This is a genomic window from Streptomyces sp. NPDC020983 (assembly GCF_044333485.1).
Lineage (GTDB): Bacteria > Actinomycetota > Actinomycetes > Streptomycetales > Streptomycetaceae > Actinacidiphila.
The window spans coordinates 214,846-228,509 of sequence record NZ_JBIRRA010000014.1 but is presented as its reverse complement, the minus strand read 5'-3'; the positions used below and the strand labels follow the sequence as shown (position 1 = coordinate 228,509).

The following is a 13,664-nucleotide window of genomic DNA, read 5'->3' as shown; positions in this document are numbered from 1 at the left end:
GTTCACGGTCGTTAACCGGGAGGCGGTCCGATGGGTGCGCAGGACGACGGGGTGCGGTACGGCGAGTGGGTGCGGGTCGAGCGGCCCGCCCCCCGGGTCGCCGAGCTGGTGCTGGACCGGCCCCGGGCGATGAACGCGGTGTCGTCCGCGATGGCCGAGTCCATCGCGGGGGCGTGCGCGGCGCTCTCCGCCGACACGTCCGTGAGCGTGGTCGTGCTGACGTCGTCGAACGAGAAGGCGTTCTGCGTCGGGGCCGACCTGAAGGAGCGGAATTCCCTCTCGGACGCGGAGCTGCTCGCCCAGCGGCCGATCGCGCGGGGCGCCTACACGGGTGTCCTGGAGCTGCCCGTGCCGACGGTCGCGGCGGTGCACGGGTACGCGCTCGGCGGGGGGTACGAGCTCGCGTTGTCGTGCGACGTCATCGTGGTGGACGGCACGGCGGTGGTCGGCCTCCCCGAGGTCTCGGTGGGCGTCATCCCCGGTGGGGGCGGCACCCAGCTCCTTCCCCGCCGGGTCGGCGCCGCGCGTGCCGCCGAGCTCGTCTTCACGGCGCGCCGGGTGGGCGCTGCCGAGGCGGTGTCCCTCGGCATGGCCGAGATCCTCGCGGAGGAGGGCACGTCCGCGCGGGACGCCGCGCTCTCGCTGGCCGGCCGGATCGCCGCCCATTCGCCGGTGGGGCTGAGGGCGGCCAAGCGGGCGCTGCGGCTGGGCCACGGCCTCGACCTCCGTACGGGACTCGACATCGAGGACGCGGGCTGGCGCACGGTCGCCTTCTCCGGCGACCGGGCGGAGGGGGTGGCGGCGTTCAACGAGAAGCGGCCCCCGCAGTGGCCGGGGGTGTGACGCTCTGAGCTGCCGCTTGCGGTGGGCGTCGCGATCGTCCGTTCGCTGTGGCCGGTCGCGCCGTTCCCCGCGCCCCTGGTGTTACCCGGCGGGGCATCGCGCTTCTGCTTCGGTGGGTGGGGTCGGGTGCCACTCCGGGGGTACCTCCTCGGAATGCGCGTCTGGCCGCTTCCCGGGTTCGGCCCCCGGCGGGGTGCGCATTCCTGCGGGGGCACCCCCGGATCGTCCCCCTCCCGGCGTTGCGTTGGCGGCTGCCTGCCGGTGGGGGTGATGTTTCAGGGACGGCGGGTCAGCCCCCGACGGTGGTGCAGCCCCACAGGTCGACAGAAGTTTTCGCCACCACCTGCACGGATGGTGGGGGTGGGAGACACCCGCGCCGCTGGGCGCGGGCACCCCCCGCGGCGGGAAGCCGCCGACGTGTCCCCAGCCCCCCGCGGGGGGAAGGCAGCCCCCGCCGGGGAGAGGCGGCCCCCGTCGGGGGGAGGCCCGAGGGGTGGGCGGACGGCCGTTCGGAGTATTCGGCGCCCGGAGAGCGCAAAAGCTTTCTAGCCTGGGGAGATGGAGGACGGGACGGCCGACGGACGGCTCGCCGCGGTCGTCGAACTGGCCCAGGCGCTGGCGACGGCGCAGACCCCGCAGGAAGCGGCCCGGGCGGGCGCGCGCGGGGCGCGCCGCGCGATGGGCGGTTCCTTCGCGGCGGTGTCCGCGTGGGAGCGGGAGACGGGGCGCCTGCGGGTGCTGGTGAACGACGGGGAACTCGCACCGGGCGAGGAGCCGGAGCCCGCGGACGAGTCGTATTCGGTGCACGATTTCCCCGAGATCGCCGAGTTCCTGCACGGCAGCTGGGCCCGGGGCGGCGCCCCGCACGCGTGGGTGGAGACGGCGGAGGGGACGGGCGCCTCGCCCGGCGGCAGCTCGTGGGGGAGGGCGGCGGCGCTGCGCCGCCGGGGCCGCGGGAGCTGCGTGGTCGCGCCGCTGGTACTGCACGGCCGGGCCTGGGGCGAGATCTACGTGGCACGCGGCGTGGGGGAGCCGCCCTTCGCGCGGCCGGACGCGGATTTCGCGACGGTGCTGGCCGCGGTGCTGGCCTCGGGCATCGCCCAGACGGAGCGGCTGGCGGAGGTGCAGCGGCTGGCGTTCACCGATCCGCTGACGGGCCTGGGCAACCGGCGGGCGGTGGACGTACGGCTGGACGAGGCGCTGGAGCGGCACCGGGCGGAAGGTGTGCCGGTCAGCCTGGTGGTGTGTGACCTCAACGGCCTGAAGACGGTCAACGACCGCCTGGGGCACGCGGTGGGCGACCGGCTGCTGGAACGGTTCGGCTCGCTGCTGAGCCTGTGCGGCGCGATGCTGCCGGGGAGCCTCGCGGCCCGGCTGGGAGGTGACGAGTTCTGCATCGTGGCGGTGGGCAGCTCCGCGGACGACGTCGTCCACGCGGCGACCGAGCTGTGCCTGCGGGCCGCCAAGCTCGACGTGGGGGAGGGCGTGGCCTGCGGTGTCGCCTCCACGGGTGATCCGATCGGCCCGGTGCGCTCCGCCCGCCGCCTCTTCCGGCTCGCGGACGCGGCGCAGTACCGCGCGAAGGCCCTGCGGGCGGCGTACCCCGTCGTGGCCGGCCGCGAGGGCCCGGAGGATCCGGTCCTCCACCTGGCCGACGCCCCGCCGCCCACCGACCCGACCGAGCGCCGCCACATCCGCGGCCACCACCCGTAGGGGCTCAGCCCCTGCGGGGCAGCCGGAGCGCCGAGACGAGGAAGAAGACGCCGCCGAGGGCCGCGTACCCGGCGAGGGCGGTGAGGGACGGGTCGTCGCCGGCGGCGCTGCGAAGGAAGGACGCCCCGGCCAGGACGGAGATGCCGCCGCTGGCGATCATGGGCCACTGGCCGCCCATCGGTCGGCGGACGACGCCCACGAGGAGCTGGACGAGGCCGGAGACGATCGCCCACGCGGCCCACACGCGCAGGACGGCGGCGACCCCGGAGGTGGTGGCGATCGCGAGACCGGCGGCGGCGAGCGCGCTGACGGCCATGTTCGCGTAGAGGCCCTTGACCGGGCCGGTGCCCCGGGCCGACCGCGCGTCGGCGACGGCGGCGGCGACGTCGAAGGCGGGGTAGACGATCAGCAGCACCTTGGCCGGGGCGCTGAGGCCGGAGCCGGACGCGAGCAGGAGTGCCGCCCAGGCGGCGGCGAAGACGAACCGGGCGGCGTAGAGCCTGCGCAGGGCGGCGGCGGGGCCGGTCGCGGGCGTGGGCGCGGTGGTGGCGGCGGAAGCCATGACGTGCTCCTCGTAGGTAGAACGTTCTCTCTTTTTTTGAGCCTGGCACACTCTCGCCGAGGAAACAAGAGAGAACGTTCTCCCTGCTAAGCTGGGCGGCATGACGAAAGCCACCGGGAGAGTGTCGAAGGCGCGGGAGCGGCTGCTCGCCACGGCCGGGCAGCTCTTCTACGCCGAGGGCATCCACACCGTGGGCGTCGACCGCCTGGTGGCGGAGGCGAAGGTCACCAACGCCACCTTCTACCGCCACTTCCGCAGCAAGGAGGACCTGGCGGTCGCCTACATCGGCAGCGTCGACCACGCGATCCGCACCCAGATCGGCACCCTCACGGCCGCGGAGGCCCCGCCCGACGCGATCCTGCGGGGCATCGGCGCGTCCCTCGTCGAGCAGATCCGCTCACCCGGCTACCGCGGGTGCGCCTTCCTCAACGCGGCGGCGGAGTACCCGGATCCGGACCATCCGGTCCACCGTGCCGTGGTGCAGCACCGCGCGTGGTTCCTGGAGACGGTCACCGGGCTGTTCGCCGAGATCGCGACCGACTCCGCCGACCACGCGGGACGGCACTTCGTCATGCTCCGCGACGGCGCGATGAGCGCGGGCTACCTCGGTGACCCCGTCCTGGCGGGGGAGACCCTGCTGCGCGGCATCGACGGCCTGCTGCGGATCCACGCCGCGCGCGGCGGCGACAAGGCCCCCGCGCCCCCGGCGCCCGCCCCGGTCGCCGGTATCGACTGCGCGCCGCCCGGCGAGTAGCGCGCTGTGGGCCGGCTGTTGGCCGGCTGTTGGCGCACTGCCGTACCGTCCGCGTCCGACACGGGCTGGTGACGGGAAGGGTGGCGCCGTGGAGCTGCGGGACATCGAGATCTTCCTGGCCCTGGCAGAGGAACTGCACTTCGGGCGGGCCGCCGAACGGCTGTACGTCTCGCAGGCGCGGGTCAGCCAGGCCATCGCCAAGCAGGAGCGGCGGCTGAACGCGGTGCTCTTCGACCGGTGCAACCGGCGGGACGTCCGGCTGACGCCCGTGGGGCGGCAGTTGCGGGACGACCTGCTGCCCGTCTACGCGAGCATGCGGGAGAGCCTGGAGCGGGCACGCGTCGCCACGCGGCGGCTCGCCAACACCGTGCGGGTCGGCATGATCCCGGGGAACCTCCACTATCTGCGGGGCTACTGGCGGGAGTTCCGCCGCCGGCACCCGGACGTCGCGCTGGAGTTCCGGCACGCCCCGTTCACCGATCCCTTCGCCGCGCTCCGGGAAGGCGAGTTGGACGTCCTGGTCACCTGGCTGCCCGTCGAGGAGGACGATCTCACCGTCGGGCCGGTGCTGTTCGCGGACGGCAGGGCCGTCGCGGTGTCCGTCGACCACGAACTCGCCGGCCGGGAGCGGGTTCAGGTGGAGATGCTCGCCGACTTCGCGATCACGAGCGCCCGGATGCCCTCGTACTGGGGCAACACCCTCGTCCCCCTGCACACCCCCGCCGGGCGGCTCATCGAACGCGGGCCGCTGGTCACCGACATGGAGCGGCTGCTGTCCCTGATCAGCCACGGGGAGGTGTTCCACCTCTTCCCCGCGCACTCCGTCCCCTACTGGTCCCGTCCCGACATCGCCTGGCGCCCCGCCGACGGCCTGCCCCCGCTGACCTTCGCCATGGTGTGGCGTACGGACAGCGAGGGCGACGCCATCCGTTCCCTGGCCCGCGTGGCCGCCGACCTGGGCCCGCTCCCCGCGGGCGGCGCGAACAGCGCTGCGTGAGCCGGCCCGGGCCTGCTCACGCAGCGCCGCCCGGCGGCCGGGGTCACACGGCGTGCCAGATCTGGTCGGCGTACCAGTCGTCGCAGTCGTACTGGAACGCGGTGTTCCCGTTCTGGACTCCCTGGACGACGACGCAGCGGTAGCTGTTGTAGTTCTTGAGCAGGCCGTACGTACTGTCCCCGCCGCTCGACGAGATCGCCCACTTCTGGTTGGCGCCGCCGGTGCAGTCCCACTGGCGGGCCGGGGCGCCGTTGTCGGTGCGCCAGTCCGCGATCTCCAGGCACTTGCCGCTGTAGACGTTCACATAGGTGTTCCAGGCGTAGTAGAAGCCGGCCGGGACCCACTTCTGGTTGGCGCCGCCCGTGCAGTCCCACTGCCGTACCGGGGCGCCGTTGTCGGTGCGCCAGTCGGCGACCTCCAGGCACTTGCCGCTGTTCTGGTTGACGAGCTGAACCGCGCCGGGTGAGCTTTCCGGGGGCAGGACACTGGCCGAGGCGGCCGACGCGCCGGTGAACAGACCGGCTCCGATGAGAGCCGCCGTCGCGGCCGCCGCTGCCAGGGCTTGGCGGATGAGCATCTTTCCCCCGTTGGTTGCGGGACCGCGGAGCGGTCCTGACGTGGTCCGGCGCGTCCGGACGGTGGTTCTCCAGGAGTGTCCGGACGCGCCGTGACCCACCTTCTCCCGCAGGCCGGAGGGGATCAACGCCGCTTTCGCGCGGTCCGTGATCACCCGCGCTTATGACGCCGCCGCGTACGCACGCACGTCGGCCTTCGGCCCCCGCACGCCGACGCCGCACCGGCCCGGCGGACGGGGACGCGCCCTTCCCGGCGGCGACCGGCCCCGCCGGGCTCACCCGGCGGGGGCGGGGGAAAAGGGCGCGGGGCCCCGCGGACCGGCCCCCCGGGAAGGGGGACGACGTTGACAAGGACGTCGTACAAGGCCGGTCGCGCGGGACCCCGCGAGCCTGGAGGAGCGTGTGAACCGCGGAGGGTCAGACGCCCAGCAGGTGGTCCATCGCCAGCTGGTCGAGGCGCTCGAAGGCCATGCCGCGGGCGGCGGCGGCCTCGACGTCGAAGTCCTCGAACGCGGACTTGTCGGCCAGCAGGCCGGCCAGGCCCTCGCCCTCGGCGACGGTCGGCTGGGCCAGCTCGTCGAGGCGGGCGGCGCGCAGCGCCTCCTGGACGGCCGGGTCGGCGCGGAAGGCGGCGGCGCGCTCCTTCAGGATGAGGTAGTTGCGCATGCAGCCGGCCGCGGAGGCCCAGACGCCGTCGTAGTCCTCGGTGCGCGGGGGCTTGAAGTCGAAGTGACGCGGGCCCTCGTAGTCCGAGTTCTCCAGCAGGTCGACCAGCCAGAAGGCCGAGCGCAGGTCGCCGGCGCCGAAGCGCAGGTCCTGGTCGTACTTGATGCCGGTCTGGCCGTTGAGGTCGATGTGGAAGAGCTTGCCGTGCCACAGGGCCTGCGCGATGCCGTGCGGGAAGTTCAGCCCGGCCATCTGCTCGTGGCCGACCTCGGGGTTGAGGCCGACGAGCTCGGGGCGCTCCAGGGAGTTGATGAACGCCAGGGCGTGGCCGATCGTCGGCAGGAGGATGTCGCCGCGCGGCTCGTTCGGCTTCGGCTCGATGGCGAAGCGGATGTCGTAGCCCTTCTCCGTGACGTAGTCACCGAGCAGGTCGAACGCCTCCTTGAAGCGGTCGAGGGCCACGCGGACGTCCTTGGCGGCGCCGGACTCGGCGCCCTCGCGGCCGCCCCAGGCGACGTACGTCTTCGCGCCCAGCTCGACGGCCAGGTCGATGTTGCGCATGGTCTTGCGCAGCGCGTAGCGGCGGACGTCGCGGTCGTTCGCGGTGAAGCCGCCGTCCTTGAAGACGGGGTGGGTGAAGAGGTTGGTGGTGGCCATCGGCACGACCAGGCCGGTCGTGTCGAGGGCGGCGCGGAAGCGCTTGATGATCGCGTCACGCTCGGCGTCGGACGACCCGAAGGGGATCAGGTCGTCGTCGTGGAAGGTCACACCGTACGCGCCCAGCTCGGCGAGCCGGTTGACGGACTCGACCGGGTCGATCGCGGCGCGGGTGGCATCGCCGAACGGGTCGCGCCCCAGCCAGCCGACCGTCCAGAGGCCGAAGGTGAACTTGTGCTCCGGCCCCGGGGTGAGGTTCGTCTCGGAAGTCATGAGGGCTCGCTCCTATTCGTCAGACTGTTGAACAAATTAGTATGCGAGGCCGATGATGGGAAGTGGCAGCTCGCGACGGGCTCCGGAAGGGACAGGAATCACATGGGGCAGAACGGGGCGCACGGGGCGGTAGTCCTCGGAGTCGACAGTTCCACGCAATCCACGAAGGTGCTCGCCGTGGACGTCGAGACGGGCGCCGTCCTGGCCTCCGGCCAGGCGCGGCACACCGTCAGCACCGGCGCGGGCCGGGAGACCGACCCCGAGGTGTGGTGGACGGCGCTCCAGGACGCGCTGGGCCAGACGGGTGAATGGGCGGGGCGCGCGGAGGCCGTCTCCGTCGGCGGGCAGCAGCACGGGCTCGTCGTCCTCGACGCGGAGGGCCGGCCGGTGCGGCCGGCGATGCTGTGGAACGACGTGCGGTCCGCGCCGCAGGCCGCCGCACTCGTCGAGAAGTACGGGGCCGAGCACTGGGCGCAGCGCTTCGGGTCCGTCCCGGGGGCGAGCTTCACCGTCACCAAGTGGGCGTGGCTCGCCGAGCACGAGCCGGAGGCGGCCGCGGCCGCCCGCGCGGTGCGGCTGCCGCACGACTTCCTCACCGAGCGGCTGTCCGGCGCGGGGGTCACCGACCGCGGTGACGCGTCCGGCACCGGGTGGTGGCGCTCGGACACCGAGAGCTACGACGAGGAGCTGCTCGGCTCCCTCGGGCTCGCGCCCGCACTGCTGCCCACCGTCCTCGGGCCCGGCGAGAGGGCCGGTACGGTGCGGGACGGGCTGCCGCTGCGGGCGGGCGCGATCGTCGCGCCCGGCACCGGCGACAACGCGGCCGCCGCCCTGGGGCTCGGGCTCACCCCGGGCCGCGCGGCGCTCAGCCTCGGCACGTCCGGGACGGTCTACGCCGTCTCGCGGCAGCGGCCGACGGACCCCAGCGGGGTCGTCGCCGGGTTCGCCTCCGCGGACGGCGGCTGGCTGCCGCTGGCCTGCACCCTGAACTGCACGCTGGCCGTCGACAAGGTCGCCGCGCTCCTCGGGCGCGAGCGCGAGGACGTCGAGCCCGGCGGCTCGGTGGCCTTCCTGCCCTTCCTCGACGGCGAACGCACCCCGAACCTCCCCTACGCCTCCGGGCTGCTCAGCGGGCTCCGGCACGACACGACCGCCGGGCAGGTGCTCCAGGGGGCCTACGACGGCGCCGTCTACGCGCTGCTGGGCGCGCTGGACGAGGTGCTCGCCGTGGACGGCGGGGCCCCGTCCGACGAGCCGCTGCTGGTCATCGGCGGCGGCTCGCGGGGCACCGCGTGGCTGGAGACGGTGCGGCGGCTGTCCGGCCGCGCCGTGCAGGTGCCGGACGCGGGCGAGCTCGTCGCGCTGGGCGCGGCCGTGCAGGCCGCCGCCGCACTCACGGGCGAGGCGCCCGCGGAGATCGCCGCCCGCTGGAACACGACCGCCGGCCGCGTGCACGCCGCGCTGCCCCTGGACGAGGGCACGCGTGCCCGGCTCGCGGCCGCCATGCCGCTGGCCGCCGCGCAGCGGTAGGGCCGGCCCTGCGCGCTCCGGGCTGCCGCCCGGGGCGCGCTGCGGGCCGGCCGCGCCCCCGGAAACGCTTGCCCCGCGCGGCAACGGACCCCTCGGGGCCGGGGGCTGGGGGAGGACGGCGACAATCAGGGGCGCGGGGAACTGCGCGACCAGCCATGACGGCGGGGGGATCCCGGCACGGACAGGAAGGGGCAGCCCGGAGGGCTGGAGGGGAGACGGGAAGAGCAGGCCCGGGCCGCACCGGCCCGGACGTGGAAGCTGAGCACCTCCGGAGGAGACCGTGGGGAAGGGCACCGGCGCGCAGGCCGGGCTGCGCCGGCGGAACATGGCGCTGGTCATGAAGGCGCTCGCCGCGGGCGAGAACGTGACGCGGGCCGCGGTCGCCGCGGAGGTCGGGCTGACGCGGGCCACCGTGTCGACACTCGTGGACGAGCTGCTCGCGGCCGGGCTGCTGGAGGAGCAGGGCGCGCAGCGCCCCGGTACGGTCGGCCGCCCCGGCACGGTGCTGGCGCTGACCGAGACGGGCCCCGCGGGCATCGGCGCGGAGATCGGGGTGGACCACCTCGCCGCGTGCGCGGTGGACCTGCGCGGCCGGATCAGGGCCCGTGCCGAGCGGCCCGCGGCCAACCGCGGCCGCCCCGCCGAGGCCGTGCTCGCGGAGCTGGCCGAGCTGACCGACGAGGTCATGGCGCGGTCGGCGGAGGCGGGCCTGACGGCCGTACGGACGACCGTCGCCGTCCCCGGGCTCATCGGCCCCGACCACCGCACCGTCCTGCGCGCCCCCAACCTCGGCTGGGAGGACGTGACCCTCGCCGCGGCCTTCCCGCAGACGTCCACCGCGGTGGAGAACGAGGCCAACCTCGGCGCCCTTGCCGAGCTGTGGCTCGGCGGCCACGACGGCGGCCTCGCGGACTTCGTGCACGTCTCCGCCGAGATCGGCATCGGTGCCGCCCTGGTCGTGGAGGGCCGGCTCTTCCGCGGGGCGCGCGGTTTCGCGGGCGAGCTGGGGCACGTGCCCGTACGCCCGGAGGGGCCGCCGTGCTCGTGCGGGGCGACGGGATGCCTGGAGACGTACGCCGGTGAGGAGGCGCTGCTGCGGGCCGCGGGCGTGAGCGCGGGGCGCGGGCCGGCCCTGAGGGCGGCGGCGGCCGCGGGCGACCCGGCGGCGCTGCGGGCGCTGGAGGAGGCGGGCGCCGCCCTGGGCATAGCCCTGAGCGGCGCGGTGAACCTGCTGGACCCGCAGGCGGTGGTGGTGGGCGGCCCGCTCGCGGAGCTGGCGCCCTGGATGCTGCCGGGTGTGCGGCGCGAGCTGGCCGCGCGGGTCACGGACCGCCGGTGGCGGGCGCAGGACGTGGTGATCTCCCGGCTGGGCCGGGACGGCGTGCTGCGCGGGGCCGCCTACAGCTCGGTGCGTACCGTGCTGGACGACCCCGCGACGTGGATCCGTACGGTCGCGGAGCGGGCCCTTACAGAGCCGAGCCCGCCACCCACTGGCTCCACGTCATGTTCCAGCCGTTGAGCCCGTTGCCGGGCTGGATGACCTTGTCCGGCGAGTTGACGACCGTGACGACGTCGCCGACCAGCGAGTTGTCGTAGAACCACGCGGCGTCGGTGGTGGGGTCGCCGCCGCCCTTGACGTCCTCGATGCCGATGCAGCCGTGGCTGGTGTTGGCGTTGCCGAAGACGGACGGGTCGCCCCAGTAGTTGCCGTGGATGAAGGTCCCGGAGTTGCTGAGCCGCATGGCGTGCGGCACGTCCGGGATGTCGTACTCGCCCTTGCCGTCGTCGTCGGTGAAGCCGACGGTGGCGCCGTTCATCCGGGTCGTCTCGTGCTTCTCGGAGATGACCATCTGGCCGTCGTAGGTGGTGTGGTCCGGTCCGCCCGCGGAGATCGGGAGGGTGCGGACGACCTGGCCGTCGCGGACGACGGTCATCATGTGGGACCGGGTGTCGACGGTCGAGACCTGCGAGCGGCCGATGTCGAAGCCGATGGTCCTGTGCTGCGTGCCGTGGACGCCGGGGGCGCCCTCGACACCCTTCCAGTTCATCGTCACGGTCACGTGCGTGCCGGCGACCCAGTAGTTCTGCGGGCGCAGGTCCAGCCGCTTGCCGTTGAACCAGTGGCCGACCACCGTCTGGTGGCTCGTGGACGTCACGGTGACGGCGCGCTGCACGCCGGCCCGGTCGCCGGCGGCTATCGCGTGGTCGAAGTTGATCGACACCGGCATGCCGACGCCGACGGTCGAGCCGTCCTCGGGCGTGAAGTAGCCGGTGAAGGTCGACGGCTTCGCGGCGGCCGTCGCGAAGGTCGCGGTCGACGTGGTGGGGGTGCCGTGCGCGTCGCTCGCGGTCGCGGAGACGGTGTAGCGGGTGCTGTGCGCGAGCGTGCCGCTCTGCGTCCAGGTCTTCTTGTCCGCCGACAGCTTGCCGGCCACGGCCTTGCCGCCGGACGTCGCCTGCATCGTGACCTTGCCCAGCGTGCCGCCGCTGACCGTCACCTTCACCGCGCCGCTGACCTTCGCGCCGGTCGAGCCGTTCTTCGGGGTGATGGTGATCTTCGCGGAGGAGGCGTGCCTGGCCGCGGCCGCGTCCTCGGTGGCCTGGCTCGTCGACGAGGGGGACGTCGAGGGGGTGGGCGCGGAGGACGTCGCGGACGAGGCCGGGGACGCCGTACCGTCCGCGTGGCCCCCGCCGCCGCTGTTGCACGCGGTGAGGGCGACGGCACCGCCCATCAGCACGGCGACCGCCGCGAGGGTGCGGCGGGTGGTGATCCTGCGGTGCTTGGCAGGGGCCTCGGTCGGGGCGGATCCGTTCTCGGGCGGCGTCACGCAGCTCTCCAATGCGGCAGTAGTCCCCCGCGGCCGGTGCGGCCTGCGGGCTTCTTCCGACCATGGAAACAGCCACGACGGGGCAAATCACCCTTTCTGTCCGAAATTGTGTTCCATCCCACGCGAGGGCGGACGGTGCGTGTCCGGGCGGCCACGCACCGGCTCGCGCGGGGGTGCCGGCGGGGGTAGGCCGACGGGGCGGGGGCCCGCGCGCGTACCGGGGGGCGGCTTCCCAAGGGGTGGCGGAGGTCACTACGATCGGTGGCCACGGTCAAGTCGTCGCAACCCCTGGGGGTTCCATTGGCCTCGCCCCGCCCTTACGTGGTCGCTGCCGCCGGTGCCGTCCTTGCCGCGCTGTACTTCGTCCCCACCGCGAGCGCCAGCTCCGAGCACGCCCCGGCCCCCGCCGCCGCCCCGGCCGCGCACGCCGCCGCCCCCGAGGTGCAGAAGGCGGACGAGGACGGCGGCCTCGCCGACACCGGCGCCTTCAACACCCGGCCCTACCTGATCGGCGGCGCCGTCTTCCTCGTCGTCGGCGCGGGCCTGCTCGCCGAGTCGACCCGCCGCGCGCGCCAGGCCGAGGAGCCGGAGCCCGACTCCGCGCCCTGACCCTCCTGCCGCGCGGTCCCGCGCGCTCCTACGCGAGCGGGCCCGTGACCTGCTCGGCCGCGCTCACCAGGGCGCCGGACCGGACGAACGCGTACGCCGCCTCCAGGTCGGGCGCCAGGAAGCGGTCCCGGCCCGGCCCCGGCACCCCGGCCTCGCGCGCCGCCGCGAGCACCGCCGCCGTCGCGGGGGCGGGAGTGCCGCCGCCGAAGGTCCTGATCTCCAGCGCGCGGCTCGCCGCGACCAGCTCCACCGCCACCACCCGCGCGAGTCCGTCCACCGCGGTGCGCAGTTTGCGTGCCGCCGACCAGCCCATCGAGACGTGGTCCTCCTGCATCGCCGAGGACGGGATCGAGTCCACGGACGCCGGTACCGCGAGCCGCTTCAGCTCGCTGACCAGCGCGGCCTGCGTGTACTGCGCGATCATCAGCCCCGAGTCCACGCCCGGGTCGTCCGCCAGGAAGGGCGGCAGGCCGTGCGAGCGGTTCTTGTCCAGCAGCCGGTCGGTGCGCCGCTCCGTGATGGAGGCGAGGTCGGCGGCGGCGATCGCGAGGAAGTCCAGGACGTAGCCGACGGGGGCGCCGTGGAAGTTCCCGTTCGACTCGATCCTGCCGCCGCCGGGCCCTTCGGCCCCGGACGCGCCCCCGACGATGACGACCGGGTTGTCGACGGCCGCCGCCAGCTCGCGGTCCGCGACCGTACGGGCGTGCGCGAGCGTGTCGCGGCCCGCGCCCGCGACCTGCGGGGCGCAGCGCACGGAGTACGCGTCCTGCACGCGCGGGGCGTCGTCCTGGTGGTGGCCCGTCAGGCCCGAGCCCGCCAGCACCTTCAGCATGTTCGCCGCGCTCGCCGCCTGGCCCGGGTGCGGGCGGATCGCGTGCAGCTCGGGTGCGAGCACCTTCTCCGTGCCGAGCAGCGCCTCAAGGGTGAGGGCCGCGGTGACGTCCGCCGACGTGAAGAGGCGGGCGAGGTCTGCGCATGCCATGACCAGCATGCCGAGCATGCCGTCCGTGCCGTTGATGAGGGCCAGGCCCTCCTTCTCGCGCAGCTCCACCGGGTCGATGCCGTGCGCGGCGAGCAGCTCGCCCGCCGGGCGGACGTCCCCGTCCGGGCCCTCCGCCTCCCCTTCGCCCATCAGCACCTGGGCGCAGTGCGCGAGCGGGGCGAGGTCGCCGGAGCAGCCGAGGCTGCCGTACTCGTGGACGACGGGGGTGATGCCGGCGTTCAGCAGCGCGGCCATCGTCTGCGCGACCACGGGCCGTACGCCGGTGCGGCCCGACGCCAGCGTCTTGAGCCGCAGGAACATCAGCGCGCGCACCACTTCGCGTTCGACCCGCGGGCCCATGCCGGCGGCGTGCGACCGCACCAGCGAGCGCTGGAGCTGCGCGCGCAGCTCGGGGCTGATGTGGCGGACGGCGAGGGCGCCGAAGCCGGTGGACACGCCGTACACCGGCTCCGGCTTCGCCGCGAGGGCGTCCACGACGCGGCGGGCCGCGGCCATCGCCTCGACGGCGCTTTCCGAGAGCCGGACCTGCGCGCCCGCGCGCGCGACGGCCAGTACGTCCCCGGAGGTGGCCCCCGCGGGGCCGATGAGCACGGTCTGCATATCCATATTCACGCACCCTAAGCACTGAATCCGTCTCTGTCACGGGTGCTCCGG

The 13,664-nt window shown here is 74.6% G+C and carries 12 protein-coding genes; 7 read left to right on the top strand and 5 right to left on the bottom strand.

Annotated features, from left to right (window positions below):
* Positions 1–30 precede the first annotated feature (30 nt).
* Together ACH4SE_RS28530 and ACH4SE_RS28525 are read left to right on the top strand one after the other, a co-directional pair.
* Positions 31–843: an enoyl-CoA hydratase/isomerase family protein gene (locus tag ACH4SE_RS28530; protein WP_398546363.1), complete on the top strand. Its 813-nt coding sequence runs from the start codon at positions 31–33 to the stop codon at positions 841–843.
* Between the two features lie 558 nt (positions 844–1,401).
* On the top strand, positions 1,402–2,556 hold the full coding sequence (locus ACH4SE_RS28525; RefSeq protein WP_398546362.1) for a diguanylate cyclase domain-containing protein: 1,155 nt from the start codon (positions 1,402–1,404) through the stop codon (positions 2,554–2,556).
* A gap of 4 nt (positions 2,557–2,560) precedes the next feature.
* Here ACH4SE_RS28525 and ACH4SE_RS28520 read toward each other — a convergent pair whose 3' ends face one another.
* A complete protein-coding gene (locus ACH4SE_RS28520) occupies positions 2,561–3,118 on the bottom strand; it encodes a hypothetical protein (RefSeq protein WP_398546361.1) in 558 nt (185 codons plus the stop codon).
* A gap of 100 nt (positions 3,119–3,218) precedes the next feature.
* Between ACH4SE_RS28520 and ACH4SE_RS28515 the strand changes: the two genes are divergently transcribed.
* Together ACH4SE_RS28515 and ACH4SE_RS28510 are read left to right on the top strand one after the other, a co-directional pair.
* Positions 3,219–3,872 carry a TetR/AcrR family transcriptional regulator gene (locus ACH4SE_RS28515; RefSeq protein WP_398546360.1) on the top strand — a complete coding sequence of 218 codons (654 nt, stop codon included), beginning with the start codon at positions 3,219–3,221 and terminating at the stop codon, positions 3,870–3,872.
* 88 nt (positions 3,873–3,960) lie between these two features.
* On the top strand, positions 3,961–4,869 hold the full coding sequence (locus tag ACH4SE_RS28510; RefSeq protein ID WP_398546359.1) for a LysR family transcriptional regulator: 909 nt from the start codon (positions 3,961–3,963) through the stop codon (positions 4,867–4,869).
* A 43-nt stretch (positions 4,870–4,912) separates the two neighbouring features.
* Here ACH4SE_RS28510 and ACH4SE_RS28505 read toward each other — a convergent pair whose 3' ends face one another.
* Positions 4,913–5,446, bottom strand: a complete 534-nt coding sequence (locus ACH4SE_RS28505) for an RICIN domain-containing protein (RefSeq protein WP_398546358.1) — start codon at positions 5,444–5,446, stop codon at positions 4,913–4,915.
* A 415-nt stretch (positions 5,447–5,861) separates the two neighbouring features.
* On the bottom strand, positions 5,862–7,040 hold the full coding sequence (gene xylA / locus ACH4SE_RS28500; RefSeq protein ID WP_398546357.1) for a xylose isomerase: 1,179 nt from the start codon (positions 7,038–7,040) through the stop codon (positions 5,862–5,864).
* 102 nt (positions 7,041–7,142) lie between these two features.
* Here xylA and xylB point away from each other — a divergent pair, with 102 nt between their 5' ends.
* Together xylB and ACH4SE_RS28490 are read left to right on the top strand one after the other, a co-directional pair.
* Entirely contained in the window at positions 7,143–8,570 is a 1,428-nt protein-coding gene (gene xylB, locus ACH4SE_RS28495; RefSeq protein ID WP_398546356.1) for a xylulokinase, read from the top strand.
* A 337-nt stretch (positions 8,571–8,907) separates the two neighbouring features.
* The gene (locus tag ACH4SE_RS28490; RefSeq protein ID WP_398546379.1) at positions 8,908–10,089 is read left to right on the top strand and encodes an ROK family protein; all 1,182 of its coding nucleotides are present in this window, start codon (positions 8,908–8,910) and stop codon (positions 10,087–10,089) included.
* Here the strand turns inward: ACH4SE_RS28490 and ACH4SE_RS28485 are convergent.
* Positions 10,037–11,302 (bottom strand): Ig-like domain-containing protein, encoded by a 1,266-nt coding sequence (locus ACH4SE_RS28485; protein WP_398546378.1) that lies wholly within the window; start codon positions 11,300–11,302, stop codon positions 10,037–10,039. The two genes, ACH4SE_RS28490 and ACH4SE_RS28485, sit on opposite strands and share 53 nt — an antisense overlap.
* 417 nt (positions 11,303–11,719) lie before the next feature.
* Between ACH4SE_RS28485 and ACH4SE_RS28480 the strand changes: the two genes are divergently transcribed.
* The gene (locus ACH4SE_RS28480; protein ID WP_398546355.1) at positions 11,720–12,007 is read left to right on the top strand and encodes a hypothetical protein; all 288 of its coding nucleotides are present in this window, start codon (positions 11,720–11,722) and stop codon (positions 12,005–12,007) included.
* 28 nt (positions 12,008–12,035) lie between these two features.
* Here the strand turns inward: ACH4SE_RS28480 and hutH are convergent, their stop codons facing one another.
* The gene (gene hutH, locus ACH4SE_RS28475; protein ID WP_398546354.1) at positions 12,036–13,616 is read right to left on the bottom strand and encodes a histidine ammonia-lyase; all 1,581 of its coding nucleotides are present in this window, start codon (positions 13,614–13,616) and stop codon (positions 12,036–12,038) included.
* Positions 13,617–13,664 lie beyond the last annotated feature (48 nt).